The sequence below is a fragment of the Micromonospora sp. WMMB235 genome (assembly GCF_001855515.1).
Classification (GTDB): Bacteria; Actinomycetota; Actinomycetes; order Mycobacteriales; family Micromonosporaceae; genus Micromonospora; species Micromonospora aurantiaca.
On sequence record NZ_MDRX01000001.1, the window covers coordinates 5,462,091 to 5,485,526 of the forward strand.

Here is a 23,436-nt window from a genome sequence, read left to right on the forward strand (position 1 = left end):
GGCGGGTGACGGAGCCAAGGGGGTTGGCTCCGTCACCCGCCGCCCCTCCTCGTTTCTCACCCGGTACGGGTGAGCGCGCCTCACCCGTACCGGCGGGAGGGTCGGGGCATGACCACCACGTCCGCCGTGCGCACCGACCAGCAGATCCAGCGCGACGTCCTCGCCGAACTGGACTGGGACGCGCAGACCCGGGCCACCGAGGTCGGCGTGACAGTCGCGCGGGGCGTCGTGACGCTCACCGGCCAGGTGGACAGCTACGCCCGGCGGTGGGCCGTCGAGCGCTGCGCCCACCGGGTACGCGGCGTCCGGGCGGTCGCCAGTGACCTGGCGGTCGACCTGCCCGCCACGGACCGGCGTACCGACGCCGACATCGCGATCGCTGCGAGCCGGGCGCTGGAGTGGGACAGCTTCGTGCCCGCCGAGCGGCTGGACGTGACCGTCGCCGACGGCTGGATCATGCTGCGCGGCGAGGTCGAGTTCGGCTTCCAGCGCCGTACCGCCGAACGGGAACTGCGCCGGCTGCGCGGCGTACGCGGGGTGACGAACCTGGTCGAGGTGCGGCCGCCGACCCCGCCGAGTGACGAGCAGAAGCGGATCGACCTGCGCCGCCTGCTGCTGCGGCGTACCGGGACCGAGCGGATCGACGCCCGGGTCGACGGCGACACGGTGGTGCTCGACGGAGTGGTGAGCGCCTGGTGGCAGCGGGAGGACGCGGAACGGGCCGCCTGGGCGCTGCCCGGCGTACGGGAGGTGCACGTCGGGATCGTGGTGTCCGGCTGACCGCCCGTCGTTTACCGCGGGCCGGGCCGGGAACCCGCGCGCAGCGGGGTACGCCGGGGACCGACGGGGAGGACTCGTGGCCGTGAACCAGCAGTCCTCGGAGCGCGCGTGGGCCGGGCCGTTGCGGATCGCCATGGTGGTGCCGCCGTGGCTGTCGGTGCCGCCGCCCGGCTACGGCGGGCTGGAGACAGTGGTGGCGGGGCTCGTCGACGCGCTCGTCGACAGGGGGCACCGCGTCACGCTGTTCGGCGCCGGGACCGAGCACGGCACCGCCGCCGACTTCGTCTCCACCTGCGACGACCTCCAGTACGAGCGGATGGGCGAGTCGCTGCCCGAACTGGCGCACCTGGCCCACGTGGACCGCCTGGTCGACCCGGCCGACTTCGACCTGATCCACGACCACACCACGATCGGCCCGATGGTGGCCGGCCGCCGCCGCGTGCCCACAGTGGCCACCGTGCACGGCAACCCGGTCGGCGAGTACGGCACTGTGCTCGGCAACACCGACCGGGGTGTGGGCCTGATCGCGATCTCGCACGCCCAGCGCCGGGCCAACCCGGGGTTGCCCTGGGCGGGCACCGTGCACAACGCGATGCCGCTGCGGGACATCCCCCGCAAGCGCAGCCCGGGCGCGGGCCCGGTGCTCTGGCTGGCCCGGTTCAGCCCGGACAAGGGCCCGGACGTGGCGATCGCGGCCTGCCGGGCGGCCGGGCTGCCGCTCACGCTCGCGGGCAAGTGCAACGAGCCCGCTGAGCGCCGCTACCTGGAGCAGGTGGTCCGGCCGCTGCTCGGCGACGACGTGACGCCCGTGGTGAACGCGGATCGGGTGACCGCGCTGCGGCTGCTGCTGGACGCCCGCTGCCTGATCATGCCGATCCAGTGGGCGGAGCCGTTCGGCATGGTGATGGTGGAGGCGATGGCGACGGGTACGCCGGTGGTGGCGCTGGGCCGGGGCGCGGTGCCGGAACTGGTCCGCGACGGGGTGACCGGTTTCGTCTGCGACCACCCGGGCGAGCTGCCGGCGGCGTTGCGGGCGGCGGCGGACCTGGACCCGGCGGACTGCGTGGCGCACGTGGCGGAGAACTTCTCGGTGGAGCGGATGGCCGCCGACTACGAGGCGGTCTACCGGGGCTTCCTGGCCGCGCGGGCGCCCGCACGGGCACAGCGGGCGGTCGCGCCGGTCGTGGCCGGCTGACCCGTCAGGTCTGCCCGGCCACGAGTTCCGCCGCGGCGGCGTCGAGTCGCCGCGCGTACCCGGGGCTGATGCTGCCCTCCCGGCGACGCTCGTCGATCTTGCCACGGAGCCGGTCCACGGCGGCTGTCACCTCTCCCTCGCCGTTCGCGGCGACCGCGTTGCGCAGCAGGTTGCGCAGGTCCACCCCGACGTCCTCGCGGATCTGGCCCTCGGTCAGCCCGGCCTCGATCAGCCCGTCCACCCGTTCGGCGGCGTCGGCCTGACCGGCGGCCGGCGGGCGCACGCCGCCGGTCGGCGGCAGAGTGGTCGGCCCGGCCGGCGGCGTGGTGGCCGGCTCCTCGGTCACCGGCGGTTCGGCGGGCGACGGCTGCACCGGCCCGGCGGTCGGCAGCACCCGGGGGCCGGCGGGCCGGTCCGGCGTCAGCGCGGACGCCAGCAGCGCCGCCGCGGCGACCACAGTCACGCCGACTGCGGCCAGCGTGAGGGTCCGCCGCCGGCCCGGAACCGGCTGCGCGGCGGGATCCTGCCCCGGCTCCGGGATCGGCTGCGCCGCGGGGGCCTGGCCCGGGGTCGGCGGCCCCGCCGGTTCCGGGCCGGCCGGCGGCGGGGAGGTCAGCGCGGGCAGCGTCATGGTCGGCGCCAGCATGGTGGCCGCCTGCGGGTCGGCGGGCAGCATCTGGTCGCGCAGCACGGCGGCCACCCGGTGCGCGGTGGGCCGGTGACGCGGGTCGCGGGCCAGGCAGCGCAGGCAGATGTCAGCGACCGGCCCGGGCAGGCCCGGTACGTCGTCCAGTGTGGGCTCCGGACAGTCCGCGAGCGCCGCGCTCAGTTGTTCCCAGGTCTCCGCCGGGTACGGGGGGTGCCCGGTCAGCGTCTCGAACAGCAGCACGCCGAGCGAGTACACGTCGGTGGCCGGCTGGGCGGGCGCGCCGTCGAGCCGTTCCGGAGCCACGTACGCCGGGGTGCCGAACGTGCCGCCGTCCTCGTCGTCGTCCGGCGTGCCGATCCGGGTGGCGATGCCGAAGTCGAGCACCTTCGCGCCGGTGCCGGTCATCATCACGTTGGCCGGGGTCACGTCGCGGTGCACGATGCCGAGCCGGTGCGCCGCGGCCAGCGCCTCGGCCACCTGCGCGCCCGTCTCCACCGCTGCCGGCCAGGGCAGCGGCCCCTGGGTCAGCAGGTGTTCCAGCTCTTCGCCGCTGAGCAGTTCCATCACCACGAACGAGGTGATGGAACCGTCCGGGGCCACCGTCTCGCCGTAGTCGTGCACGGCTGTGACGTGCGGATGGTCGAGCTGGGCGGCCGAGCGGGCCTCCTCGCGCACCATGTCGCGGAACCGCGCGTCGGCGGCGAGCGAGGGGGCGAGCACCTTCACCGCCACCACCCGGTCGAGCACCTCGTCGCGGGCACGCCAGATCACCGACATGCCACCGGCACCGATCCGGTCGATGAGCCGGTACCGCCGGGCCAGCAGACGGCCGGCCTGGAGTGTCGCCATCAGCTCGCACCTGCCTGGGCTCGGGAGCGCTATCAGGTTGCGGGAATGTGTCTGACCTGTCAACAGTCGTCCCGTTGACGATCGCGCTGTGTCATAGCCCGGGCGGCGTCGCGTGACGCTCCCACCTCGGTCGGGGCGGCCACCCGGCCGGGTGTGGGCCGCGTGCCAGGATGAACGGCATGGCAGCAGGTCCGGTGGCGTTCGTGCTCGGCGGCGGGGGAGTGCTCGGCGCGGTCGAGGTGGGCATGCTGCGTGCCCTGTTCCGCGCCCGGATCAGACCCGACCTCGTGCTGGGTACGTCGATCGGCGCGGTCAACGGCGCCCTGGTCGCCGCCGACCCGACCGAGGCGGTCACCGACCGGCTGGTCCGGCTCTGGGCGTCGCCCGAGGCCAGCGAGGTGTACGGCGACTCGGTCGCCCGGCAGCTGCGCCGGTTCGCGGCACGTACCCACCTGCACTCGCCCCGGCCGCTGTACCGCCTGCTGGAGAGCGCGCTGGGCGAGGACACCACGTTCGCCGACCTGGCCGTGCCGTTCCGCTGCTGCGCCGCGAACATCGAGCGCGCGGCCGAGCACTGGTTCCACACCGGACCGCTGGTGCCGGCGGTGCTCGCGTCCGCCTCGGTGCCCGGGCTGCTGCCCCCGGCCCAGCTCGACGGCCAGCACTACATCGACGGCGGGGTGGTCAACTCGATCCCGGTCGGCGAGGCGGTGCTGCTCGGCGCGAAGCAGATCTTCGTGCTCCAGGTGGGCCGGATCGAACGCGAGCTGACGCCGCCGCGCCGCCCCTGGGAGATCGCCCAGGTGGCGTTCGAGATCGCCCGCCGGCACCGGTTCGCGCGGGAGATGGCGGCGCTGCCCGAGGACGTCGAGGTGCACGTGCTGCCCACCGGCGGGCTGGAGCCGCGCGACGACAGCCCGTGGGCGTACCGGGACACGGCGGCGGTGGGACGGCGGATCAGTCGCGCGTACACTGCCTCCCGCCGATACCTGGACACCGCGCTGGAGCGCTGAATGCCGCTGCCACCCCGCTGGCTACGCCGGCTGGTGCTCGCCCCTGGTGTGGTGCTGCTGGCCTTCCTCGTGGTGACCACGCTGCCGGCCTGGGCGCTGCTGGCGCTCGCCGCGTCCCCGCTGGTGCCGGGACGGCTGCGCCCGCTGCGGCTGCTCTGGATCGGCACCGTCTACCTGGTCTGGGACGCCGCCGCGCTGCTCGCCCTGTTCCTGCTCTGGCTCGCCTCGGGCTTCGGCGCGTACAAACGCGCGCCGGCCTTCCAGCGGGCCCACTACGTCCTGGCCGGGTGGTTCCTGCGGATCATGTTCTGGCAGGCCCGGTGGACGCTGCGGCTGAGCATCGACGTGGTCGGCACCGACCCGGACACCGCCCTGCCGGGCCGTCCCGAACTCGTGGTCTGCCGGCACGCCGGGCCGGGCGACTCGTTCATCCTGATCCACGCGCTGGTGAACTGGTTCAGGCGGGAACCCCGGATCGTGCTCAAGGAGACCCTCCAGTGGGATCCGGCCATCGACGTGCTGCTCAACCGGTTGCCCAACCGGTTCATCGCGGCCGGGCCGGACGGGCGGGAGTCGGTGGTGCGGCAGATCGGGCACCTGGCCACCGGCCTGGACGACGACGACGCCTTCGTGATCTTCCCGGAGGGCGGCAACTTCACCCCGTCGCGGCGGCTGCGCGCGATCGACCGGCTGCGGTCGCTCGGCCTGGAACGGATGGCGCGGCGCGCCGAGCGGCTGCAGCACGTACTCGCCCCGCAGCCGGGCGGGCTGCTCGCCGCGCTCGACGCCGCGCCGGACGCCGGCGTGATCTTCGTGGCGCACACCGGCCTGGACCAGATGCTCACCGTCGCCGACGTGTGGCGCGAGCTGCCGATGGACAAGCGGATCGTGATGCGGTTCTGGTCGGTGCCGCCGGAGGAGATCCCGGCCGGCAAGCAGGAACGCATCGACTGGCTGTTCGACTGGTGGGCCCGCATCGACACGTGGATCGCCGCCAACCGCAACGGCGCGGCCGACACCTGACCGATTCCCCCGCGCCTGCTCGGCGTGGCGGCGGTACGCCACGTAGGGTGCGCTGGTGGATCAGATCTGCGTGGTGACGACTGTGGTGGACGCCCGCGGGGTCGCGGACGTGCTGGCGGCCGCGGCCGTCGCCGGCCGGCTGGCGGCCTGCGCCCAGGTCGGCGGCCCGGTGGACAGCACCTACTGGTGGCAGTCGGCGATCCAGACCACCGCCGAGTGGCAGGTGCGGTTCAAGACCGCGCCGGACCGGGTGGACGCCCTGGTCGACCAGCTCCGCGCCAACCACCCGTACGAGGTGCCGGAGATCCTGGTCAGCCGGGAGGACAGCGGCAACCCCGGCTACACCGCCTGGGTACACGAGCAGACCCGGCCCTAGGTACTCCTACTCTGTCGGTCCGCTCCGCCGCTGACGAAGCTGGCGGGGTGGAGAACACCGGCTACCCCTGCCCCGGTTGCGGCGCCCCGGCCGACCTCGTCGCCGGATGCCGCGCCTGCGGCCGCCCGCCCTACCCGCCCGCCGCCGAGGTTGTCCGGCTGGACCGGGAGATCACCGAGCTGGTGCCGCGCGTCGAGGCGGCCCGGCTGACGTACCAGGATCTGTCCGGCCGGCTGGTCACGGCCCGGCAGCGGCGGGCGGTGCTGGCGGCCCGGATCCGGCAGGAGATCCCCGCGCCGCGCGCCGCCGCTCCCGCGCCGTTCCCGGCGCCGGCGCCGCCGCGTCAGCTTCCGCCCACCCCCGTCGCGGTACGCCCCGGCGGCGCGGAGACCTCCACCCGCGCGGTCCAGGGCCTGCTGTTCGTCCTCGGTGGCCTGCTGCTCGGCACCGCCGCCGTGGTGTTCACCGCCGTCGCCTGGAGCACGTTCGGGGTGGCCGGCCGGGCGCTGATCCTGCTCGCCGTCACCGCGCTGGCCCTGGTCGCGCCGCTCGTCGCCCGGGCCCGCGGGCTGCGCGGCACCGCCGAGACGCTCGCCTCGGTGGCGCTGCTCCTGGTGGTCCTGGACGGATCCGCCGCCTGGTCGGTGGACCTGTTCGGGGTGACCGGCCTGCCCGGCAGCCGGTACGCGGCGCTGGTGGCGGCGGGCAGCGCCGCGGTGGCCGCCGGTTACGCGCTGGTCAGCCGCCTCACCGCACCCTGGTTCGCGGCGTGGCTGCTCGCGCAGCCGGTGCTGCCGCTGGCCGCTGCCGCGTTCCGGCCCACCGCTGCCGGCTGGGCGCTGGTGCTGACCGCCGTGGCGCTCGGTGACCTCGCGGTCGTGGTCGTGCTGCGCCGCCGTACCTCCGGCAATGGCACGGCGCTGGTGGCCGGGCGGGTGCTGGGCTGGACCGGGCACGGCACGGCGCTGGTCCTGGCGGCCGGCTGCGCGCTGGTGCCGCTGGCGGTCGGCCACGCGGCGGGCACGCCGCTGCTGGCCGGCGGTCCGCTGCTGGTGGTGGCGCTGGCGCTGGTCGCCGGCGGGCTCGCCGCGGGTGGCCGCCTCTGGCGCGCGACGACCACCGGGCTGCTGGTGCCGGTGCTCGCGGTCGCGCTGATCCGGCCGGTCGCCGAGTGGCGGTCCGGGCTGCTGCTGATCGCCGCCGGCCTCGTGGTGGCGGCGCTCGCCGGTGCGGTCCGGGCGTTGCCGGCGCCGATCCGGACCGGTCCGCTCGTGGGCGCGCTCGCCGTGGCCGCCGCGCTGGGCCAGGTGGCGGTCGTGCTCACCGGCCTGGTCGGCGCGTCCACCGCGAGCGTCGGCTTCCCGGCCTGGCAGGGCGGCCGGGACGTGCCGGTCCCGTCCTGGGGCTGGCAGCTTCCGGTGGCCCTGCTGCTGACCGCCGGGGCGGTCGCGCTGCTGACGCCCCGGGCCGTCCGGCCGCTCGCCGGCGTGGCCGCCGCCGGTCTGGTCGCCCTCGCCGCGCCGGCCGTGACGGCGACGCCGTGGCCGCTGGTGCTGGTCGTGGACCTTGCGACGGCCGCCGCGCTGCTGCTGGCGGCGGTGGCCCGGCCGCGTGGAGGGCGGGTCGTCGTGCCGGTCACCGCGTCGGCCGGGGCGGTACTGCTCGGGCACGCGCTGCTCGTCGGCTGCGCCGCCCCGGGCGGGGCCGTGGCCGTGCTCGCCGTCACGGCGGTGCTCGGCGCGGCGCTCGCCGCGCTGGGCCGGCGTGGACAGGGCGCGCAGCCGGTCGTCGGCGGCGTCGCGCTGGCCGTTTCGCTGCTCGCCGTACCGGCGGGCGTGGCGGTCGCGCTGCTCGGCCTCGGCGCGCCGGCCTGGTGGCAGCTGCGCGGCGCGACCGCCGCCGTCGTGGTGCCGGTCGTCGTCGTCCTCGCCGTCCGTCGCCTGTGGACCGACCTGATCGGGTACGCCTCGACGGGGCTCGCCGTCGCGCTCGCCGGGGTCGGCCTCGGGCCGCTCGTCGCGCCGGGCGGGGAACCGGTGGCGCCGTACGCAGCGGCGGGGGTGCTGCTGGCGCTCGCCGCCGGGGCCGGCTCCCGGCCGGCGGTCGCGCTGCGCGCGGTCGGTGCCGTGCTGGCCGCCATGGCGTTGCTGGCCGTGTCCCCGGTGGTGCTGACGTTGCTCGTGGACCTGCCGGTGCAACCCTGGTCCGGGGTGCCCGCCGCCGCGGCTGCCTCCGCCGGGACCGCCCGCGCCGGGCTGGTGCTGCTGCTCCTGGGCGTCGCCGCCGGGGCGTACGCCGCCACGGACCGCCGCGTCGCCTGGTGGCTCGCCGCGCTGCCGTTCGGCGCTGTCGCGCTGCCGGTGCTGGCGGAGGCGGCCGGTGCCCCCTGGCCGGTGGTGCCGGCGGTCGCGTTCGGCGTCGGGCTGGCAGCGCTGCTGGTCGTCGCGCTCACCGGCGCGCGCCCGGTGGTGCTCGTGCCGCTCGGGGCGGTGCTGGCCGTACCCGGGTTCGGTGGCCTGCTCGCCACCCGGGCGGGGACGCTCGCCGCACTCGGGGCGCTGGTGGTGGCCGGTGCCGTGACCGGGGCGGCCGGGCGGCCGGCGATGGTCCGGATCGCGGGGTGGCTGGGCGCGGTCGGGACTGCCACCGGGTTCGCGGTCACCGCGTCGCTGGCGGCGGGGCTGCCGCTGCGTACCGCGGCGTTCGCCGCCCTGGCCGTCGCGGCGGTGACGCTGCACGCGGCGCCGCTGCTGCGCGTGGTCCGAGGGCCGGGCGGCGTCGGCGCGGGGCTGGCCGGTGCGTGGGCGCTGGAGGCGGCGGCGCAGGCCGTGGCGCTGCTCGCGCTGCTGCTCACCGGTGGCTCGCTGCGGTACGCGGCGGCGGTCTGCGTGCTGTGGGGTGTGGCCGTCGCGGTCCGGGTGCCGCGCCGGGGCGAGTCGCCGGCCGGGCGTCGCGTGCTGGCGGCGGTGGCCGCGGGCAGCGAGCTGGTCGGCGGGTGGCTGCTGCTCGCCGCGGGCGGGGTGGTCGTGCTGGAGGCGTACACGCTGCCGGCGGCGGCGCTCGCCCTGGGTGCCGGGCTGCTGGCGCTGCGGCGCCGGCCCGGGCTGACCAGCTGGCTGGCGCTCGGTCCGGGACTCGGTGCGGCGTTCCTGCCGAGCCTCGTGTCGGTGCTGGTGTCAGGTGAGCCGCAGCCGTGGCGGCGGCTGGCGCTCGGCGCGGCGGCGCTCGCCGTCGTGCTCGGTGGGGCGGCCCGGCGCTGGCAGGCGCCAGTGGTGCTGGGCGCGGCCACGCTGGTGCCGCTGGCGCTGCACGAGCTGGCCCGGGGCTGGGACCTGCTGCCCCGCTGGATCTTCCTGGGCCTCGGCGGGCTGCTGCTGATCGGGCTGGCCGCCACCTACGAGCGGCGCCGGCGCGACCTGGTCCGGCTGCGCGACGCCGTCGCCCGGCTCGGCTGACCCGGCGGGGATGCGGCCCGGGCGGGAGACGATCCCGCCCGGGCCGATCCGTTCGCCTCACCTGATCGGCGAACCACCGTCGACCGGGATGGTGTGGCCGTGGATGAAGGACGCGTCGTCGCTGGCGAGGAAGCAGACCGCACGGGCGATCTCGTGCGGCTCGCCGTACCGGCCGGCGGGCGCCTGCATGGTCAGGTCGTAGAACGGGAAGTCGCTGGTGATCTCCGCGCCCTCGAAGGCGGCGGTCTTGATCACGCCGGGGCCGATGCCGACCGCACGGATGCCCTGGTGGCCGTAGTCGTAGGCGATCTGCTTGGTCAGCCCGATGACGCCGTGCTTGGCGGTGGTGTACTCCGCGCCGACCTCGCTGGCGACCACGCCGGACGCCGACGACACGTTGATCACGACGCCCTTGCCGCGCTCCAGCATGTGCGGCAGCGTGGCCTTGGTGGCGAGGAAGACGCCCTTCAGGTCGACCTCCATGACGCGGTCCCACTGGCTGTTCTCGATCTCCAGCAGCGGCACGTACGCGCCGAACACGCCGGCGTTGTTCACCAGCACGTCGATGCGCCCGTACGCGTCGAGGGCGGCGCTCACCATGGCGCGCACCGAGTCCTCGTCGGTGACGTCGGCCGCCACCGCCACCGCGTCGCCGCCGGCTTCCTTGACGCGCGTGACTGTCGCCTCGGCGCGTTCCAGGGAGAGGTCGGAGACGACCACCTTCGCGCCCTCGGCGGCCAGCTCGACGCACATGGACATGCCGAGTCCGGAGCCCACCTGGTCGGGGCTGAAGCCGCCGCCCGTCACCAACACCACCTTTTCCGTCAATCCACGCACCGCGCTGTCTCCCGTCTGTCGATGACCGTGCAGCCTGCCTATCGGCCGTTCAGCTGAGTGGTACTCATCTTTACGTACAGATTAGCTGGTCAGAGGGGGTGCGCCCACCGTCGTACGGGCTCGCTGCGGTGTGACGAAGATCGTTTGCGCCGCGCCGGCCCGGAGAGGTAGGGCCAGCACCACCTCCGAGCCGGGGGTCTGCGGGATTACCCACGGCGACGGTCATTGCCAGAATCGGTGACGGAGAGTCGCGTACGGAGCGTGGCTCGCGGCATCGGGGGCGACATGACCACTTCCACGTCGACGGAACCCGCGGCACGGCGGGGCAGCGACTACGCGCGGCTGTCCCGCCGGATCGCCGAGGCGGGACTGCTCGAGCGGCGGCCCGGCCGGTACGCGCTGCGGATCGCGCTCACGCTCGGCGCGTTCCTGGCCGGCTGGATCGTGGTGGCGCTCGTCGGTGACTCGTGGTGGCAGGTGCCGCTGGCGGTGGTGATGGCGGTGGCCACCACGCAGGTGGCGTTCCTCGGCCACGACGCCGGGCACCGGCAGATGTTCCGCCGGCGCGGGCCGAGCGAGGCGGCCGGGCTGGTCGCCGGCAACCTCGCGGTCGGGCTCAGCTACGGCTGGTGGGTGGACAAGCACAACCGGCACCACGCCAACCCGAACCACACCGACGAGGACCCGGACGTCGGCGCGGGCGCGCTGGTCTGGACGTACGAGCAGGCGACGGCGACGCGCGGCCTGAGCCGGTGGATGGCCCGCCGCCAGGCGTGGCTGTTCTTCCCGCTGCTGCTGCTGGAAGGGCTGGCGCTGCACGTGGCGAGCGTGCAGGCGCTCATCGGCCGGGAACCGGACGGGCGGTGGCGGGTGCCGATGCGGCACCGGGCCGTGGAGGCGCTGCTGCTCGCCGCGCACGCCGCCGGCTACCTCGGGCTGCTGTTCGCGGTCATGTCACCGGCGAAGGCGCTGCTGTTCGTCGCCGTGCACCAGGGGCTGTGGGGCCTCTACATGGGCTGCTCGTTCGCCCCGAACCACAAGGGCATGCCGATGCCCACCGCCGACGACGAGCTGGACTACCTGCGCAAGCAGGTGCTGACCTCGCGCAACGTACGCGGCGGCCGGTTCGTCGACCTGGCGCTGGGCGGGCTCAACTACCAGATCGAGCATCACCTGTTCCCGAACATGCCGCGTGCCAACCTGCGCCGGGCACGGCCGCTCGTGATGGCGTACTGCGCCGAGCAGGGCGTCCCGTACGCGGAGACCGGGCTGGTCGAGTCGTACCGGCAGGCCCTGGCGCACCTGCACGACGTGGGCCGGCCGCTGCGCGCGGCCTGAGCGCGGCGGGCCGGGCGGGGGCGAGCGGCGCCCGCCCGGTGGCGTGCGCCCCTTTCGGGAGTGCGCCGCCACGCCGCCGACGGGGGTGGCCGGTAGGGTCGTCGCATGGTGGAGGACGCGCCGCGGTGGTGGCGCGCGGCGCGGCGGGCCGACCGGCCCCGGCCGCGTCACGGGACGACATCGTGCGGAGCTGCGGCATGAGATTCGAGATCAGCAAGGTGCTCGACGCCATCGAGGGTCGGGTCTGCACCGATCCGTCGCTGGCCCGGGCCGTGGTCGACCTGGCCGAGGTGATCCGCTGGCAGAACCTGGACGGCGGCCGTCCGGCCAGCCTGCTGCGACTCGGGATGGTGATCGACGCGCTGTCCCGGCAGATCGGCGAGGACAGCGTCCCGGTCTACGCGATCGTGCACCGGGCGCTGCTGTCCGACGCCGACCTGACCTCCAACGAGCGGATGGTGGTGCGCCGGTGGGCCGACGACGGCCTGGTGGAGGTGCTCGACCAGCCCGGTGACCGGATGCTGGAGGTGGCCGACCTGCTCGGCCTGCCGGTGCTCACCCGGGCGCGGCTGGACGGGCTCGTCGGGCGGTACCCGTGGATCGGGCAGGCGGGCCGGGTGCTCGCCCCGGTGCCCGGCGCCGGCGGGCCGGTCTTCATCGCGCACGTCGGCGGCGGCCAGGATCCGGCCACCGGCAGTCGCTCACCCGCGGGCGTCAAGGTGCTCTCCCGGAAGTGGCGCTGTCCCGAGCCGGGCTGCGCGCTGTTCGGGGGCGGTGGGGGCGGTGGCGCCTTCGCCGACCTGGCCGCCGTGGACCGGGTGCCGGCCGAGCAGCCGCCGCCCACGCTGCGTACCGGCGCGCCGACCTGCCCCCGGCACGGCGCACGGCTCTCCGACGCCGGCCCGCGCCCGCGTACCGCTGTGCTCGCCGTGCGCATCGGTGGTCTGGTCCGCAAGCGGTTCGTGCTCACCGAGACCGAGCCGGTGGCGATCGGCCGGGCGCCGGACGGCCCGGGTGGGGTGACGCTCGGCCAGTGGCTCAACGACGAGGCCCGGCGCTGGATCAGCCGCAGCCACATCCGGCTGGAGCTGCGGGTGGGCGAGGTGGTGGTCACCGACACCAGCACCAACGGCTCCGGCGTACGCCCCGGTGGTTCGATGGCCGAGCACGAGCGGATCGCGCTGGCGCCGCAGCAGTCCCGGGTGCTCGCCGAGAGCGACCTGATCGAGCTGTACCCGGGCGTGCAGGTGGGCCGCGCGGACGACATGAGCAGCGACGCGAAGTACACCCCGAACTCGGTGATGGCCGAGGCGCCGACCATGGCGATGCGGCTGCCGCGTCCCTGACGGGCACGTGCGAAGGCGCCGGGACCGTCGCGGTCCCGGCGCCTTCTCGCGTACGGAGTCGGTCGCGTACGGCCTCAGCCGGCCAGGACTGCGGCGAGCTGCGCCACCGCGTGGTCGATCTCGTCGGCGGTGATCACCAGCGGCGGGGCGAGCCGGATGGTCGAGCCGTGCGTGTCCTTGGCCAGCACGCCCCGCTCCATCAGCCGCTCGCACGCCTGCCGGCCGGTCATCAGCTCCGGGTCGATGTCCAGCCCGGCCCACAGCCCGCGCCCGCGTACCGCCACCAGGCCCTTGCCGATCAGGCCGCGCAGCCCGGCGTGCAGCCGCTCGCCCAGCTCGGCCGAGCGGCGCTGGAACTCGCCGGTGGCGAGCAGCCGGACCACCTCGGTCGCGACCGCGCAGGCCAGCGGGTTGCCGCCGAACGTCGAGCCGTGCTGGCCCGGCTGGAGCACACCCAGCACGTCGCGGTTCGCCGCCACCGCCGACACCGGCACGATGCCGCCGCCGAGCGCCTTGCCCAGCAGGTACATGTCCGGCTCGACGCCCTCGTGCTCGCAGGCGAACGTCGCGCCGGTACGCCCCAGACCCGACTGGATCTCGTCGGCGACGAACAGCACGTTGCGCTCGGTGCAGACCCGGCGCACACCCGGCAGGTAGCTCTCCGGCGGCACCACGACGCCCTGCTCACCCTGGATCGGCTCCAGCAGCACGGCCACCGTGTTCTCGTCGATCGCCGCGGTCAGCGCGTCCAGGTCGCCGTAGGGCACCACTGTGAAACCCGGGGTGTACGGCCCGAAGTCGGCGCGCGCGTCCTCGTCGGTGGAGAAGCTGACGATTGTGGTCGTACGGCCGTGGAAGTTGCCCTCCGCCACCACGATGTTGGCCTGGCCCGGCGTGACGCCCTTGACCTGGTAGCCCCACTTGCGGGCCACCTTGATGCCGGTCTCCACCGCCTCGGCGCCGGTGTTCATCGGCAGCACGAGGTCCTTGCCGCACAGCGCGGCCAGCTCGCGGCAGAAGTCGGCGAACTGGTCGTGGATGAACGCGCGGCTGGTCAGCGTGAGCCGGTCGAGCTGCGCGTGCGCGGCCTCGATCAGCTTCGGGTGCCGGTGGCCGAAGTTCAGCGCCGAGTATCCCGCCAGGCAGTCCAGGTAGCGGCGGCCGTCCACGTCGGTCAGCCAGGCGCCCTCGGCCGACGAGATCACCACGGGCAGCGGGTGGTAGTTGTGCGCCGTGTGACGCTCCGCGTCCCGGACCGCGGACGGAGTCCGCAGCATGTCGTCGATGATCACTTGCTCGCCTTTCCCTGACGGAGTCGCAACGTGCAGCACTTCGGTCCGCCGCCGGCCTTGCGCAGCTCGGACAGGTCGATCCCGATGGTCTCGTAGCCCCGGTCGCGCAGCTTCGCGGCCAGGTCGGTGGCCTGCGCGGGCAGCACCACGTGCCGGCCGTCGCTGACTGCGTTCAGGCCCAGCACCTCGGCGTCGGCCATGGTGGCGTGGATCGCGTCCGGGAACAACCGGCGCAGCACCGCCCGGCTGCCGGGGGAGAACGCCTCCGGCAGGTACGCCACGGTGCGCTCGTCGAGCACTGTCAGCGCGGTGTCCAGGTGGTAGAAGCGGGGGTCCACGAGCTGCATGGTGATCACCGGGTAGCCGAAGACCTCCTGGAGCTGCGCGTGCGAGGCGTGCGCGGTGCGGAACCCGGTGCCGGCGAGCAGGTGGTCACCGGCCAGCAGGACGTCGCCCTCGCCCTCGTTGACGTGCTTCGGGTCGTACATCTCGAAGCCGGCGCCCTCGAACCAGGCCCGGTACGCGGGCGCCTCGTCGGCGCGCTGCGGGTCGCGGAACTGCACCGCCATGGCCTTGCCGTCGATCACGGTGCCGCCGTTCGCGGCGAAGACCATGTCCGGCAGGCCGGCGACCGGCTCGATCAGGTCGACCTCGTGGCCCAGGTCCAGGTACGTGCGCCGAAGCTGCTCCCACTGCCGGATCGCCAGGTCGGCGTCGACCGGGGCGGTGGGGTCCATCCACGGGTTGATCGCGTAGTCGACGGCGAAGTACGTCGGCCGGCACATCAGAAAGCGCTGGCGGATGGCGTCCATCGTCATGTCGTGCTCCCAGAGTCGGGCGCGCCCGGCCACCGTCGGCCCACGGGCTGGCGCCGTGGTCCAACGTTATGCGGCCCGGGTAGACGACATCCACCGCGGGAAGTTGCGTTGAGCAGCGAAACGTTGCGTTGAATCGGTCAGCAGCGGGTGATTGTTGCGCCGACCCCGGACACACTTCGGGGGCGGCGAACCGCCGCCCCCGAAAGAGGTGTTGCCCGGCCGGTGAACCACCGGAACTGATCGGGCTGGCCGGCCCTGCCGGCGATCGGGACAGTGCCCGTCAGAACCAGTTGCCAAACTGTGAGTCGAGCCACTCGCGGAAGCGGCCCACCCAGTCGCCGTCGGTGGTCGGCCAGTCGAACTGGCCGGTCATCGCCACGATGCCGAGCACCACGGCGGCCAGGCCGACAGCGATGCCGATCAGCGCGTCGGTCTTGCCCGCCACGTGCCGGCGACGGGTGGCGATCAGGCCCAGCACCGCCAGCACGGCGCCGACCGCGCCGACGCCGATGCCGTACCCGGCGAGCGTGCCGGAGAGCACGAACAGCGCCCCGACGACCGAGACGATCAGGCCGAGCGTGGCGAGCAGGCTGGCCCGGGGACGCTTCGTGGTGTACGGCTCCGGCCGGTCCACCCGGCCGTCGCCGTCGGTGTCCGTACCGTCGGGGCGGCCGTCCCGGTCGAGGTCGGTGCGGTCCGGACGGCCGTCGCGGTCCAGGTCCACGGTGCGCTCGGCGGCGGGCGCCGCGCCGACGGTCCGGGCGTCGGTCACCGGAGCGGTCCGCGTGTCGGCGTCGACCCGGCGGCCGGTGACCGCGCGCGCCGCCGCGCCCCGGTCCGCCGCCCGTCGCCGGGCCTCCGCGTCCCGCTCGTCGTCGGCCGCCGCGATCCGGGCGTCGGTCGTCGTGGGCGTCCTCCGTCCGTCGGTCGTCGTCGCGCCGAGGTCGCGCGCGTCCCGGTCGGTCGCCGCGTCCCGGGCGCGCTCGTCGTCGGTCGCTGTGGCGGCGCTGCGGTACGTGGTCCGCTCCTCGTCGCGGTCGGTGACCACGGGCTGGCCGGCCAGCTGCTCGGCGGTCCGGTCGCGCTCGTCGACCACGCCGTCGCCGTTGGTATCGGTACTGGTCGCCGGAGAGTTCCGGCGGGACAAGATCTTCACGATGGCACCTCCTGATCCAGGCGCGGAGGCCGCGCATGACAAGCAGGAAGTACCCAGGGGTGCCGAAATCGACACCCCTGGGTTCGCTCCGCACGCTCAGGCGTGCCGTCCGGTCACGACACCGTGCGTGACCACTGCTGGTTGGTGCCCGCACCGCAGGTGTACTGCTGGACGTCCGCGCCGTCGCCGGTGCCGGCGTTGACCACGTCCAGGCACTTGCCGCTGTGCCGGGCCCGCAACTGGAACCAGCCGCCGAGCGCGGCCCACTGCCACTGCTGGTTGGCGCCGCTGCCGCAGGTGTACTGGATGATGTTGGCGCCGTCGGCGGTGGACGCGTTAGCGACGTCGAGACACTTGCCGCTCGCCGCGTTGACGAGGCGGAACCAGCCGCCACCGGCGTCCTGGAACTCCCACCTCTGGTTGCCGCCGCCGTTCCAGCCCCACTGCTTGACCTCGGCGTTGTTCGCCGTGGAGCCGTTGATCACGTCCAGCACCCGGCCGCTGTGCCGGGCGGTGACGCGGTAGTACGTGGGCGAGTTGCCGGTGGCCGTGCCCGCCGCCGTGTCGACGGTGACTGACGGATACCAGGTCAGGCTCATGCTGGTGGCGGTCGGGAAGGCGATCGGCAGCCACACGTACTGGGAGTCGTTGGCCGGCCCGCCCCAGGCGCCCGCCCACCTGTCACCCAGATAGAGGTAGCTGGTGCCGGACGTGCCCTGGATCGGCAGCACGAAGGCCGGCTGGGAGTTGAAGGTGGTGCCGTTGCCCACGTCGGTCCAGCCGCTCCACGGTCCCGAGATGCTCGGCGCGGTGGCGTACCGGGCCTGGTTCGGGCTCCATCCCGTCGCCCCCGAGGTCAGCAGGAAGTACGTGGAGCCCCGCTTGAACATCGCGGGCGCCTCGCGGTGCGCGCCGTCCCAGAAGTTGCCCACGAGGGCGGCGACGTTGAGGTAGTCCGAGGTGAGCCGGTAGATGTTCAGGTCGTAGTTGTCGTCGGCCGCCGAGATCATGTACGCGGTGCCGTTGTCGTTGTAGAGCGTGATGTCGCGGGACATGTGCTGCCCGAGCGGCCGGAAGCTGCCGTGGTACGTGTAGTTCCCGTCCACGGTGGCCGACGAGGCGACGGCGGCCCGCGCCTCGTTGTAGTCGGACCCGTTCTCCTTGTGCATCCACATCACGAACCGGCCGGTGCCCGCGTTGTAGACGACCTTCGGCCGCTCGATGTTGGCGACCCGCAGCTCCGCGGCCGACGACTGGGTGAGCACGTTGTTGCGGAACTCCCAGGTGCGCAGGTCCGTGGAGCGGTAGACGGAGACCGCCCGGAACGTGTTGTCCGGGTTGCGGTTCTCGCCGAACCAGTAGTAGTAGTCGCCGACCTTGAGGACACCGCCGCCGTGGGCGTGCACCACGGCGCCGCTCGTGTCGGTGAACTGGGTGCCGTTGGTGACTGTCACCGGCGCCGCCAGCGCACCCGCTGCCGGTCCCACTACCGTCGCCGCGACGGCCACTGCGAGCGCCAGCCCCGCCGCGAGGAGGCGGCCGGTGCCGCCGTGCCGTGCCGTCCACCGCATGCCGGTCACCGCCCGCAGACCGGCGTGATGGCGGCGGGCGTCGCGCTCGTCGCCACGAGCAGGCCGAACGTCGTCGAAGCACCCGGCGCCAGCGTCCCGTTCCAGGAGGCGTTGCGGACCTCGGCGTCCTGGCCGGAGCCCTCTGCCACCCCGCCCCAGACCGACTGGATGCGCTCGTCACCGGACCACCGCCACGAGACCAGCCAGCCCGGGACCGGATCGGTGCCGTCGTTGCGCACCGTCACAGTGGCGACGAAGCCACCGCCCCACCTGCTGTCGATCGTGGCCGTCGCGGAGCAGAGCGACAGCGTGCGCGCCGGTCCGCCGATCACGTACGGATCCCGTACGCCCTTGGTGTCGCCGAACCGGAACCAGTACGCGGTGCCCGGGGTCAGGCCGCCGACTGTGACAGTGCCCGACCGTTCCGGCCCGGTGACCGCCTCGGCCACCGGGTCGCGCCACCCGGTGGCGTCCTCGCGGCTGGCGAAGAGGCTGACGACCAGCGGCGGGTCGTATCCGCAGGGCGGGCTGAGCACCATCCAGTAGGTGATGGTGATGCTGGTCGTGGTGGCCCCGGTCACCTGGCCGCTGACCGGCAACGCCGGCGGGCACGCGAACGTGGGCGTCGGGGTCGGCGTCGCCGCCGTGGTGAGCGTCGTCGTCGTGGTGGCGGGCGACCGGTCGGCGCCGGCCGAGGCGGCCAGGCCGGTGAGGGCGAGGGCGGCGGCCAGTGCCGCGCCGAGCGTACGGAGCATCTGTCTCTCCCGAGCTGGGGGCGCCGGGGGCGGTCGGCGCCGGAGTGGTGGTGGACCGCGATGTCGCCGCCGTGACGGCACGGCGGAGCGCCGGAGACGACTGCCCGGCACCGGGGTGGCGCATCACCCCGCGCTTGTCCCTCCGGTGGGATCGAGCGGCTCGCACTGGCTCCCGAGCGCTACCGCCGCCAGTCTTTCAGTCGACGAACATCGATTCAATGTCGTCCCAGGACCCGACGTCGCCGGCGGTCCGATCCGCTGGCTACGCTTGGTCGTTGTGCCAGAGGGACACACCATCCACCGCCTCGCCGCCCGGCACGCCGAGCTGTTCGCGGGCGACAAGGTGCACGCCGACAGCCCGCAGGGGCGCTTCGCCGAGGGCGCGGCCCGCCTGAGCGGCACCGTCCTGGACGGCACCGAGGCGTACGGCAAGCACCTGCTGCACCACTACGCGGGCGAGTTGACGCTGCACGTACACCTTGGTCTGTACGGCAAGTTCGCCGACGGGCCGGGGGAGCCGCCGGCCCCGGTCGGGCAGCTGCGGCTGCGCCTGCACAGCGATCGGCACTGGCTGGAGCTGCGCGGCCCGACCGCCTGCGAGCTGCTGACCCCGCCCGAGGTGGCGGCGCTGCGCGACCGGCTCGGGCCGGACCCGCTGCGCGCCGACGCCGACCCGGACCGGGCGTACGCCCGGATCCGCCGCAGCCCCACCCCGCTGGCCGCGCTGCTGCTCGACCAGTCGGTGGTGGCCGGCACCGGCCTGATCTTCGTGACCGAGGCGCTGTTCCGGGCCGGCCTGCCGCCGCTGCTGCCCGGCCGGGAGCTGACGCCGGCCGGCTGGGCCGAACTCTGGGCGGACCTGGTGACGCTGATGACCCGCGCGGTCGAGCGGGGCCGCATCGACACGGTGCGCGACGCCGACCTGCCGGAGGTGACCGGCCGTGCGCCGCGCGTCGACAGGCACGGCGGCGAGGTGTACGTCTACCGCCGCCCCGGCGCGCCCTGCCACGTCTGCGGCACCCCGGTCAGCCGGGGCGCGCTTGCCGGGCGCAACCTCTACTGGTGCCCCACCTGCCAGGCGGGCTGAGTCACATCTCGTCGAGCAGCCAGCGGGCCGCCTCGACGTTGCCGGGGAAGACCTGGTCGCCGCCGATGCTCCAGGCCACCGTCTGGCCGATCGCCCAGCCGCGTACCCGCTCCCGGTCGAGGCCCAGCTCGGCGCTGAGCCGGTCGAGCCGGTGCCGCACCGCCGCCGGGGAGTGACCCAGCTCGGCGCCGCGCACGAGTGGCACCACCGTGAACTCCCGCTCGCCGACCAGCGGCTTCGGGTCGATCACCAGCCACGGTTCGCGCCCGGCGGCCAGGATGTTGCCGGCGTGCAGGTCCTGGTTGACGAGCACCTGCTCACCCTGGCTCGGCGCCAGCTCGGCGAGCAGCCCGAGCGCGGTGTCGAGCAGGCGCCGCTCGTACGGGCGGCCGGCCCGTCGCCAGTTACCAGGCATCCGCTCCGCCCAGCCGGCCGCCTCCTCGGCCAGCGGCGTGAACGGTTCACCGGCCGGCACCGCGAGCCCTGGTAGCAGGCCGACCGCGACGTCGAGCGCCGCGTCGGCGGCCAGCGAGTGCAGCGGCGTGCCGGGGTCGCACCGCTCGACCAGCAGCGCGCGCCGATCGGCGTCGTGCCCGAGCAGCCGGATCGCGCCGCGCCCGTCCCAGTGCGCCAGCGCCGTTGCCTCGTGGACGCTGTCGTCGTCCGGGTACTGGAGCTTCAGCACCGCCCGGGTGCCGTCGGGGAGTGTCGCGGGCAGCGCCAGCGAGGCGAACGCGTACGCGAACGGCGGGCCGACCGTCAGCTCCCACCGCGCGACGCAGTGGGCCAGCCGGCCGGGCAGCTCCGCGAGCCACGCCCGGCCGGCCTTGGTCTGCTCGACCCAGCGCAGCCCGTCAGGAATGTCGCACCGCATCGGCACATCCTGACCGGTGCGGCGACGATCCGCTGTCCCGGGCCGGGGCTCGCCGGTCTGCGGTCAGCGCAGCCGGCGGATGTCCCCGTACGCCCGGTAGAAGCCGCCCCGGCCGGACTCGCGGACCTCGGTGACCAGGTAACGCGCGCCCGGCTCGCGGATGCCCTTGGGGAACTGCACCGACCAGTCCCGCCGGTAGCCGTCGGCGAGGACGTGGACGCGCAACCGGCCGCCCTGCTCGACGCACTGCACCAGCACGCCGTCGCGGTCGTCGGTGGTCACCTCGACCGACGTCCAGGCGGCCATCTCGGGCATCCGGGCCGGCGCCTTGACGTCGACCACGTCGGGGACGCTGCCCGCCTCGGCCGCCCGGATCGCCGCCTCGCTCGCGTCGATGCAGGCCAGGTAGCCGCTCGTGGTGACCACGTAGAGCCGGTTGTCGTGGTACTGCATCGAGTACGCCGAGCCGCAGCCGGTGCCGAGCTTCCACAGCCGGTTGCCGGCCTGGTCGAAGCAGTAGATCGAGGAGGCGCTGTCACCGGCGAACACGTACCGGCCGCCCTCGGCGGTGGCGCAGGAGAAGACCGCGGCGTCGCAGCGGTAGACCTGCTCGGCCCGGCCGTCCTTGCGCAGGCGCACCACCTCGCGGGTGCCGGTGCCGGCGAAGACGGCGTCCCGCTCCTGCCAGCCGAACAGGACGGCCCCGGTGCCGGTGTGCCACAGCTCGCGCCCGGTGCGCCAGTCGTAACCGGTGACCCCCTGCGAGTGGCCGTGGTAGAGCGCGTCGGCGTCGCAGCGCACCATCCACGCCGACCGGCCCCGCCCCGGCCGGCGCCAGAGGAACTCGTCCTCGTGGTCGATCGCGGAGATGCCGCCGTCGCGGTCGGACACGCCCAGCACGCCGTCGTGGATGTCGAGCCAGTAGATGTCGATCTCGGGCGCGATCGCGTACGCCGCGCGCGGCACCTTGCCGGACAGGTCGTAGACGTTGCCGTCGTCGCAGCCGGCGTAGACCCAGGCGTCGTCGGCGACGATGCACTTCACCCCGTCGGGCAGCCGGACCTGGTTGACCAGCCGGGCGTCGTGGTCGAGCGTGGTGATCACGCCGTGCTCGTTGCCGACCATGCAGTGCCGGTCGTCGACGAAGATGCCGAAGGCGGGCGCGCCCGAGGCGTACCGCCAGAGGACCGGGGCGGTGCGGGCGGTCGAGCGGGTGCTGACGATCTGCCGGCGTGACACCGTGCGCTTCTGGCGTACGCCGGGCACCGCCGGGGCGTACCCCTTGCGGACCTTCTCGCCGATCTTCTTCGCGGCGGCGGCGCGGGCGCGGGTGTTGTCCGGGTATGTGCTCGTCTTCACCTGGCCCTGGTCGCCGATCCGCCCGTAGCGCACTGTCATCGCGGTGTCGTCGACCACCACCTCGTAGAACTTGTGCGCTCCACCATCCACTTCGGACAGTTCGAGGTAGGTCGTCTCCTGGGACATGGGGGTATACCTCCGAGGGGAAGTGCCGAACCGGCAACGCGCACACGCTAACGCCGGGCACCGACAAACCCGGGTGTCGGTGTTAAGAAGGGGCCCTTCCTCTACCGGAGGCGTTAATAGGGGGCCCTTCCTTACACGGCGGCGAGGGCGTCGACGGCCTTGCGGGCGGCGATCAGCACCGGATCCCACACCGGGGCGTACGGCGGCGCGTACCCCAGGTCGAGCGCCGTCATCTCGTCCACTGTCATGCCGTTCCACAGTGCCACCGCGAGCGCGTCGATCCGTTTGGCCGCCTCGGACCAGCCGACGATCTGGGCCCCGAGCAACCGCCCGCTGGGCCGCTCGGCGATCAGCTTGACCGTCATCGGCCGCGAGCCCGGGTAGTAGCCGGCCCGGTTCGTCGACTGGGCCAGCACTGTGACGAACTCGAAGCCGGCCTCCCGCGCGTCCCGCTCGCGCAGCCCGGTGCGGCCCACCTCCAGCTCGCAGACCTTGGTGACGGCGGTGCCGATGACGCCGGGGAAGGTGGCGTACCCGCCGCCGATGTTGATGCCCGCGATCCGGCCCTGCTTGTTGGCGTGCGTGCCGAGCGGAATGTGCACCGGCATGCCGCTGACCCGGTGCAGCGACTCGACGCAGTCGCCCGCCGCCCACACGCCGGGTACGCCCGGCACCCGCATCCGGCGGTCGGTGCGGACCGCCCCGGAGGGGCCGATCGGCAGGCCGGCGGCCTCGGCGAGCGCGGTGTTGGGGCGTACGCCGAGACCCAGCACCACGACGTCGGCCGGGATCGGCCCCTCGTTCGTGACCACCGCGGAGATCCGGCCGTCCCGCTCCTGGAGACCGGTGACCTGGAGGCCGGTGCGGACGCCGATGCCGGTCGCGCGCATCGCGTCGGCCACCAGCTCGCCCATGTCCGGGTCGACTGTCGACATCGGTTGGTCGGCCTGCTCCACGAGCTGGACGGAGAGCCCGCGCTGCACGAGCGCCTCGGCCATCTCGACGCCGACGTAGCCGCCGCCGACGACCACCGCGCGCCGGGGCCGGGGCTCGCGTTCGAGCCAGCCGATCAGCGCCGCGCCGTCGTCGAGCGTCTGCACGCCGAACACCCCTGACACGTCGTCGCGTGCCCAGTCCGGCTGCACCGGGGACGCGCCGGTGGCGTACACCAGGGTGTCGAAACCGGCGCGGACCTCGCCGCCGCCGTCCAGGTCACGCGCGAGGATCTCGCGGCGGTCCAGGTCGATGGCGGTGACCTCGTGCCGGGTACGGACCTCGATGCCGAAGTCGTCGCGGAAGGTCTTCGGGTCGCGGGCGATCAACTCGTCCCGCTCCTCGACCAGGCCGCTGACCCAGTAGGGGATGCCGCAGGCCGAGTAGGAGGTGAAGTGCCCGCGTTCGAACGCGACGATCTCCAGCTCGGACCGGTCGCGGCGGCGACGCGCCTGCGACGCCGCCGACATCCCGGCGGCGTCGCCGCCGATGACGATCATGCGCTCGGCCACGTCGCCCATCCTGTCACGCCGGGCCACGGCCG

Annotated in this window: 19 protein-coding genes; 9 read left to right on the forward strand and 10 right to left on the reverse strand. The window is 74.4% G+C overall.

The window, feature by feature from the left end; translation table 11 throughout:
- Positions 1–108: 108 nt before the first annotated feature.
- Both BFV98_RS24290 and BFV98_RS24295 read left to right on the forward strand, forming a co-directional pair.
- Complete coding sequence (locus BFV98_RS24290) at positions 109–780, forward strand: BON domain-containing protein (RefSeq protein WP_071097881.1); 672 nt, start codon at positions 109–111, stop codon at positions 778–780.
- Positions 781–862: 82 nt separating this feature from the next.
- Complete coding sequence (locus BFV98_RS24295; RefSeq protein WP_369830089.1) at positions 863–1,975, forward strand: glycosyltransferase family 4 protein; 1,113 nt, start codon at positions 863–865, stop codon at positions 1,973–1,975.
- Positions 1,976–1,979: 4 nt separating this feature from the next.
- Here BFV98_RS24295 and BFV98_RS24300 read toward each other — a convergent pair whose 3' ends face one another.
- Entirely contained in the window at positions 1,980–3,473 is a 1,494-nt protein-coding gene (locus BFV98_RS24300) for a serine/threonine protein kinase (RefSeq protein ID WP_071097883.1), read from the reverse strand.
- A gap of 179 nt (positions 3,474–3,652) precedes the next feature.
- Between BFV98_RS24300 and BFV98_RS24305 the strand changes: the two genes are divergently transcribed.
- The 4 genes from BFV98_RS24305 to BFV98_RS24320 are packed head-to-tail and all read left to right on the forward strand — an operon-like array spanning position 3,653 to position 9,340.
- The gene (locus BFV98_RS24305) at positions 3,653–4,486 is read left to right on the forward strand and encodes a patatin-like phospholipase family protein (RefSeq protein ID WP_013288326.1); all 834 of its coding nucleotides are present in this window, start codon (positions 3,653–3,655) and stop codon (positions 4,484–4,486) included.
- Positions 4,487–5,509, forward strand: a complete 1,023-nt coding sequence (locus tag BFV98_RS24310) for a 1-acyl-sn-glycerol-3-phosphate acyltransferase (protein ID WP_071097885.1) — start codon at positions 4,487–4,489, stop codon at positions 5,507–5,509.
- 55 nt (positions 5,510–5,564) lie between these two features.
- Positions 5,565–5,885, forward strand: coding sequence for a divalent-cation tolerance protein CutA (cutA, locus tag BFV98_RS24315; protein WP_013288324.1), 321 nt, complete (start codon positions 5,565–5,567; stop codon positions 5,883–5,885).
- 47 nt (positions 5,886–5,932) lie between these two features.
- Positions 5,933–9,340, forward strand: a complete 3,408-nt coding sequence (locus BFV98_RS24320) for an SCO7613 C-terminal domain-containing membrane protein (protein WP_071097886.1) — start codon at positions 5,933–5,935, stop codon at positions 9,338–9,340.
- A gap of 57 nt (positions 9,341–9,397) precedes the next feature.
- Here BFV98_RS24320 and BFV98_RS24325 read toward each other — a convergent pair whose 3' ends face one another.
- On the reverse strand, positions 9,398–10,177 hold the full coding sequence (locus tag BFV98_RS24325) for an SDR family NAD(P)-dependent oxidoreductase (RefSeq protein ID WP_013288322.1): 780 nt from the start codon (positions 10,175–10,177) through the stop codon (positions 9,398–9,400).
- A gap of 285 nt (positions 10,178–10,462) precedes the next feature.
- Between BFV98_RS24325 and BFV98_RS24330 the strand changes: the two genes are divergently transcribed.
- Together BFV98_RS24330 and BFV98_RS24335 are read left to right on the forward strand one after the other, a co-directional pair.
- Entirely contained in the window at positions 10,463–11,515 is a 1,053-nt protein-coding gene (locus BFV98_RS24330) for an acyl-CoA desaturase (RefSeq protein ID WP_071097888.1), read from the forward strand.
- Between the two features lie 197 nt (positions 11,516–11,712).
- Positions 11,713–12,861, forward strand: a complete 1,149-nt coding sequence (locus BFV98_RS24335; RefSeq protein ID WP_071098979.1) for an FHA domain-containing protein — start codon at positions 11,713–11,715, stop codon at positions 12,859–12,861.
- 74 nt (positions 12,862–12,935) lie between these two features.
- On the opposite strand, the gene rocD is transcribed toward BFV98_RS24335, so the two are convergent.
- The 5 genes from rocD to BFV98_RS24360 form a co-directional block, all read right to left on the reverse strand.
- The gene (gene rocD / locus BFV98_RS24340; protein WP_176921783.1) at positions 12,936–14,150 is read right to left on the reverse strand and encodes an ornithine--oxo-acid transaminase; all 1,215 of its coding nucleotides are present in this window, start codon (positions 14,148–14,150) and stop codon (positions 12,936–12,938) included.
- The gene (ddaH, locus tag BFV98_RS24345) at positions 14,150–14,965 is read right to left on the reverse strand and encodes a dimethylargininase (protein ID WP_030271835.1); all 816 of its coding nucleotides are present in this window, start codon (positions 14,963–14,965) and stop codon (positions 14,150–14,152) included. The genes rocD and ddaH overlap by 1 nt, the downstream gene beginning before the upstream one ends.
- 286 nt (positions 14,966–15,251) lie before the next feature.
- The gene (locus BFV98_RS24350) at positions 15,252–16,127 is read right to left on the reverse strand and encodes a DUF4190 domain-containing protein (RefSeq protein WP_071097890.1); all 876 of its coding nucleotides are present in this window, start codon (positions 16,125–16,127) and stop codon (positions 15,252–15,254) included.
- Positions 16,128–16,240: 113 nt separating this feature from the next.
- Positions 16,241–17,698, reverse strand: coding sequence for an RICIN domain-containing protein (locus BFV98_RS24355; RefSeq protein WP_071098983.1), 1,458 nt, complete (start codon positions 17,696–17,698; stop codon positions 16,241–16,243).
- 5 nt (positions 17,699–17,703) lie between these two features.
- Positions 17,704–18,453, reverse strand: coding sequence for a cellulose binding domain-containing protein (locus BFV98_RS24360; protein ID WP_071097892.1), 750 nt, complete (start codon positions 18,451–18,453; stop codon positions 17,704–17,706).
- Between the two features lie 277 nt (positions 18,454–18,730).
- On the opposite strand from BFV98_RS24360, the gene BFV98_RS24365 reads away from it, so the two are divergent.
- Positions 18,731–19,540: an Fpg/Nei family DNA glycosylase gene (locus BFV98_RS24365; protein ID WP_030271826.1), complete on the forward strand. Its 810-nt coding sequence runs from the start codon at positions 18,731–18,733 to the stop codon at positions 19,538–19,540.
- Between the two features lies 1 nt (position 19,541).
- Here the strand turns inward: BFV98_RS24365 and BFV98_RS24370 are convergent, their stop codons facing one another.
- From BFV98_RS24370 to BFV98_RS24380, 3 genes are all read right to left on the reverse strand, one after another.
- Positions 19,542–20,414 (reverse strand): aminoglycoside phosphotransferase family protein, encoded by an 873-nt coding sequence (locus BFV98_RS24370; RefSeq protein WP_071097894.1) that lies wholly within the window; start codon positions 20,412–20,414, stop codon positions 19,542–19,544.
- Between the two features lie 63 nt (positions 20,415–20,477).
- Positions 20,478–21,899 carry a WGR domain-containing protein gene (locus tag BFV98_RS24375; protein WP_071097896.1) on the reverse strand — a complete coding sequence of 474 codons (1,422 nt, stop codon included), beginning with the start codon at positions 21,897–21,899 and terminating at the stop codon, positions 20,478–20,480.
- A gap of 131 nt (positions 21,900–22,030) precedes the next feature.
- Positions 22,031–23,404, reverse strand: coding sequence for an FAD-dependent oxidoreductase (locus tag BFV98_RS24380; RefSeq protein WP_013288310.1), 1,374 nt, complete (start codon positions 23,402–23,404; stop codon positions 22,031–22,033).
- Positions 23,405–23,436 lie beyond the last annotated feature (32 nt).